The sequence below is a fragment of the Catenulispora pinistramenti genome (assembly GCF_018274385.1).
Taxonomy (GTDB): Bacteria; Actinomycetota; Actinomycetes; order Streptomycetales; family Catenulisporaceae; genus Catenulispora; species Catenulispora pinistramenti.
The window spans coordinates 1-4691 of the sequence record NZ_JAAFYZ010000391.1 but is presented as its reverse complement, the minus strand read 5'-3'; the positions used below and the strand labels follow the sequence as shown (position 1 = coordinate 4691).

Here is a 4691-nt window from a genome sequence, read left to right as displayed (position 1 = left end):
ACCCAAACCTGCGGCCCCAACATCCCCGCGTCAGGGCCGCATTCCTCCCCACCCCAAGCGCCTCGCCTCAGTAAGACCGACCAAACAGCACCCGCTTGCCATAAGCCGAAGGCGCATCGCACCGCACACAAACCCCAGCCTCAGCCAGCCCATCCAGCGGGATGCAGCGGGGCGTGGCGGCCGTCTCGGACTTGATCTCGTCCTCGCACTCCGGGCGGCCGCAGTGCAGCGCTCGGGCCCAGCCGGTGGCGACGGCGGTGGTGAACTCCTGCCAGGTCTCCGTGGTGGCCGTGTGTGACTCGCGGAAGTCGGTCGCGCGCTGGAGCAGGAATGCTTGGAAGTCGTCCAGTGCGGTCAGCAGTGTTTCCGGGGCGGTGTCCAGGGCGATTGCGGTCTTGCCCTCGTTGCCCAGTCGCTTGGCCAGCAGGGCGGTTCCGGCTGCCAGGTCGCGGGGGCCGATCTCCAGTCGCATCGGGACGCCGCGCATCTCCCACTCGTTGAACTTGAAGCCGGGCGACAGCTGTGGCCGGTCGTCGATGTGCACGCGGATTCCGGCCGCCTTGAGGCGGGTGGCCAGTTCCCGTGCCGCGTCCAGTACCGTCTGCGCCTGCTCGCCGCGGGCGATTGGGACGATGACGACCTGGTGCGGTGCCAGCTTCGGGGGCAGGACCAGGCCCTTGTCGTCGCCGTGGGTCATGATCACGCCGCCGACCAGGCGGGTGGACATGCCCCAGGAGGTGGTGTGGCACAGCTCCAGGTGGCCGGCGTCGTTGGAGAACTGGATGGTGAACGCCTTGGCGAAGTTCGTGCCCAGATAGTGGGTCGTGCCGCTCTGCAGGGCCTTGCCGTCGCGCATCATGCCCTCGACGGTGAAGGTCTTCACCGCGCCGGCGAAGCGCTCCCCGGGTGTCTTCTCCCCCGGCACGACCGGAATCGCCGCCATCTCGCGGCTGACACGCTCGTAGACGTCGAGCATGCGCAGCGTCTCCTCCATCGCCTCAGCCTCGTCGGCGTGAGCCGTGTGGCCCTCCTGCCACAGGAACTCGGTGGTGCGCAGGAACAGCCGGGTGCGCATCTCCCACCGGACGACGTTCGCCCACTGATTCAGCAGCAGCGGCAGATCCCGGTAGGACGTCACCCACTTGGCCATCATCTCCCCGATGACCGTCTCCGACGTGGGCCGCAGGACCAGCGGCTCCTCCAGCTCCTTGCCCCCGGCGTGGGTGACGACGGCCAGCTCCGGCGCGAACCCCTCGACGTGCTCGGCCTCGCGCTTGAGATACGACTCCGGAATCAGCATCGGGAAGTAGGCATTCTCGTGGCCGGTGTCCTTGATGCGCCCGTCGAGGTCGGCCTGAAGCAGCTCCCAGATCCGGTACCCATACGGTCGGATCACCATGGTGCCGCGCGCCGGACCCCGCTCCACCAGCTGAGCCTTGGTGACCACTTCGTTGTACCAGGAGGAGAAGTCCTCGCTCTGCGGGGTGACCCCGCGCTCGTCACGTGCCATGACGGAACGGTACAGAGCGGAAGCGGGACCGGCACGGCATTTTGGGCACGTCGGGCGGCTGGCCCCTACCCGCCGGCCACCAGTTCCTCAGCCAATCCCACCACCGCCGCCGACCCGGGCATCGCCTGCCGCTGCACCGCGTAGGGGTGGAACGACGTCGCCCGCCGCGCCCGCGACGTCGCGACCACCACCGGCGCGCCGCTGCCGTCCTCGTTCTCGGCCATCGGGGCGTAGCCGTTGGCACGCAGGCCCGCCAGCAGTTCCTCCGGTGGCAGCTCTGACACCGCCACGCCGGGGGCGATCCGGCGCAGGCCCAGGCCGCCGGTGCGGCGGTCGGCCAGCATCTCGGTGAGGGCGGCGTCGTTGTCGGCCCGGACGTAGGAGACCGCTGCGCCGACGCGGATGCGGCCGTGGCGGCGGGCCACGTCGTCCACGAGGTAGCTCAGCGCCTGGGGGATCTCGTGCAGTGAGTGCTCGGCGAGGAAGGCGTGCAGGTCGTCGGCACCGCGCCCGGCGTCGAAGGCGCGGCGGACCGAGGCGGTCGTGAAGCGGTAGACGGTCGCCGCGCCGACCGACTCGATGTCGGCGATCAGGGCCATCTCGCGCGCCACGTCCGGGGTCAGCGGGCCGGGGGCGATGGCGGTCAGGTCGCCCTGGATCAGGACGTGGCGCACCGGTTCGGGCAGTGCCGCGCCCAGCGTGGAGGCCAGTGCGTCGCGCGGGAGGCCGAGGAGCAGTGCGCGGCCGTGGGTGGCCAGGATGCCGGCGCCGCCGCGGACCGGGGCGACCACGCCGAGCCACACCGCCTCGCGCAGCGTCCAGTCCACCAGGTTCCGGACCGCCGGGCCGCTGCGCCGGGGGCGCTCCCAGAACAGCCGGCCGACCAGCGCGTCCAGGCTGGTGGTGGCGCCCTTCGGCAGCCGGTCCAGCTCGCCGAGCAGGTCCCGCCGCAGCTCCGTCACCGCCCACGACGCCACCTCCGCCGACAGCGGCGCCACCTGCCGGTTCCGCTCGTCCGGCGCCCCGACCCGGCCGGGGGCCCGGTCCGAGACCAGCCACGCCACCGCCAGCTCCGCCCACCGGCGCTCCACCGGCAGGTCCAGCCAGCGGTCGTAGGCCGGGGTCGGCAGCCAGAAGCCGGACGCCAGGTCGGCGGCCACCAGGCCGGCGGCGTAGGCCAGCTCGGCCAGGAACGCGGCCTCCTCCTCCGGCACGTCCAGCAGCGCGGCGGTGCGTCGCAGATCCCTGATGCCGGCGCCGCCGGAGCGCAGCACGCCGGGCGGTCCGGCGGCCCAGGCGTCGAGCAGTTCCTCGACCCGGCGGGGCACGGCGGTCGCCGCGGCGCCGGCGGCCGCGTCGGCGGGTCGCACGTCGTGCTGGGTGACCGCGATCGCCGGCGGATCGGCGGCCAAGTCGTGGTGCAGGCCGGTCCCGAAAACGTGGCGCCGCAAGAAGAACGCGATCTCGCGCGGCAGGACGACGGTGTCCTCGGTCCAGCGGCCGAGCAGGCCCCGGGCCAGGAGCCATTCCAGCGGGGACTCGGAAGGGCCAGAGGGGCTGGAAGGGCCGGAGGGGCCGGTGCCAGGGTTCGAAGTCACAGCGGAAGAATCAGCACCCTGCGAAGCCGGGACCGAGGCCGGAACCGCGTGCACGGCATCGGGTCCCGGATGCAGCGCGACGTCCAGCGCGGAATCCAACCCGGCATCCACCGCATCAGCCGACACCCCGACCTTGCCGAACGGCGGCCCCCAAACCAGCTTCTCCAGCACCGCCTCGGCCCCGACCGGCGCCGCGTCGAGCACCGCGCGCATCCGCGGCGGGTCGGCGGCCAGCGCCGCGATCGAGCCGACCGCGCTGACCGGATCGGCGGTCGCGGGCAGGCCGAGCCGGCGCAGGAACTCCTGCATCCCGGCCGGCGAGGAGTTGTTCAACGCCGAGGCCAGCGGCGGTCCGAGCCCGACCGGGTTCTCGCCCAGCGCCTCCCGCGCGTTGACCAGCGGCCGCAGTCCCTCCTGCGGCCCCCACAGCAGCGCCGTGTCGCGCAGCAGGGCGATCGCCTCGGCGACCGTGCCGTCGTCCGGCACGCCGAGCAGCGCGACCGTGGAGGCGGCGGTCACCGGCTCCGGCGACACCGCGAGCGCCTGGAGCACCTGCAGCGTGAACGCGTCCAGCCGGTCCATCGCCAGCGCCACCGAGGCCCGCTGCGAGGCCCGCTCCGCCAGCGCCGCGATCGACGCCGGGGGCGGCACCGCCAGATCCGGCCGCACCGCCAACAGATTCGCCAGCCGCTCGACCGGCCAGGAACGCAATTCGTCGGCGAGTGAGCGCCGGCGCGGCACCGGGGCGGAACGGACGCCGACCGCCCCGACACCCCCACGAGCCCCGACGGTGTCCGAACCCTGAGACGCGCCGCCGCCCGCCCCGGCGCTGGCGGCGTGCGTCATCGCCCGTGCACCTGTGGTGCCGGGTCGCGCGGAATGGCCGGGGTGTTCGGTGGGCATCAAAGACAACGGTAGTCGAGTCCCGACGATCACAGCGCCCGCATACGATACGGATGTGGGTGCCTCACAGGGCACAGCCGCCGTATTGGGCCTCAAGAGAAACAGGGGGAACGCAGGGGTGACGGCCGAGACCGACCAGGAGATGTTCCGGTACCTGGCAGAGCTGTCCACGATGGCGGAGGGTCGCATGTCGCCCACGTCACGGAACCAGCTCGTCTCCCGGACCCGAACGGAGATCGAGTCCCGGGTCCAAGCGCGCAAGGCCACACGGGCCGCCGACGTCCGCCAGATCCTGCTCGGCATGGGCCGCCCCGAGGCCCTGGTGATGGCCGAGGCCAACAAGGACCCGCTCTACGCCGCCCGGGAACGCCAGCGCCGAGGGGTGGGGACCAGCACCGGCTCCTACGGTTCGGCGTCCGTCTTCTCCCCCGAGGTCGACCCGCTGGTGGCCCGCCTGGTCACCCCGGAGTCCCTGACCAACCCGCCGGCCAGCGGGTTCGGCGGCTCCGGCAGCGACGGCGAGGCCCTGCTGGGCCCGGAGATCCCGGCCGAGCCGGACCCCTTCGGCGCCGGCACGCACGACTGGTACTACAGCGGTGAGCCGGAGGAAGGCGGGGAGGGCGGCGGCGAAAGCCTCGCCGGCCCGCAGATCCCGATCGAGAGCGGCGGCAGCTTCACGC

3 protein-coding genes are annotated in these 4691 nt (G+C 72.9%); 1 reads left to right on the top strand and 2 read right to left on the bottom strand.

Annotated elements, in window-relative coordinates:
- Positions 1 to 67: 67 nt before the first annotated feature.
- Positions 68 to 1510, bottom strand: a complete 1443-nt coding sequence (gene proS / locus KGQ19_RS47485; protein WP_212022054.1) for a proline--tRNA ligase — start codon at positions 1508 to 1510, stop codon at positions 68 to 70.
- Positions 1511 to 1575: 65 nt separating this feature from the next.
- On the bottom strand, positions 1576 to 3954 hold the full coding sequence (locus KGQ19_RS47480) for a helicase-associated domain-containing protein (RefSeq protein ID WP_212022053.1): 2379 nt from the start codon (positions 3952 to 3954) through the stop codon (positions 1576 to 1578).
- 175 nt (positions 3955 to 4129) lie between these two features.
- On the opposite strand from KGQ19_RS47480, the gene KGQ19_RS47475 reads away from it, so the two are divergent.
- On the top strand, positions 4130 to 4691 hold a 562-nt coding region (locus KGQ19_RS47475), incomplete at its 3' end, for a hypothetical protein (RefSeq protein ID WP_212022051.1).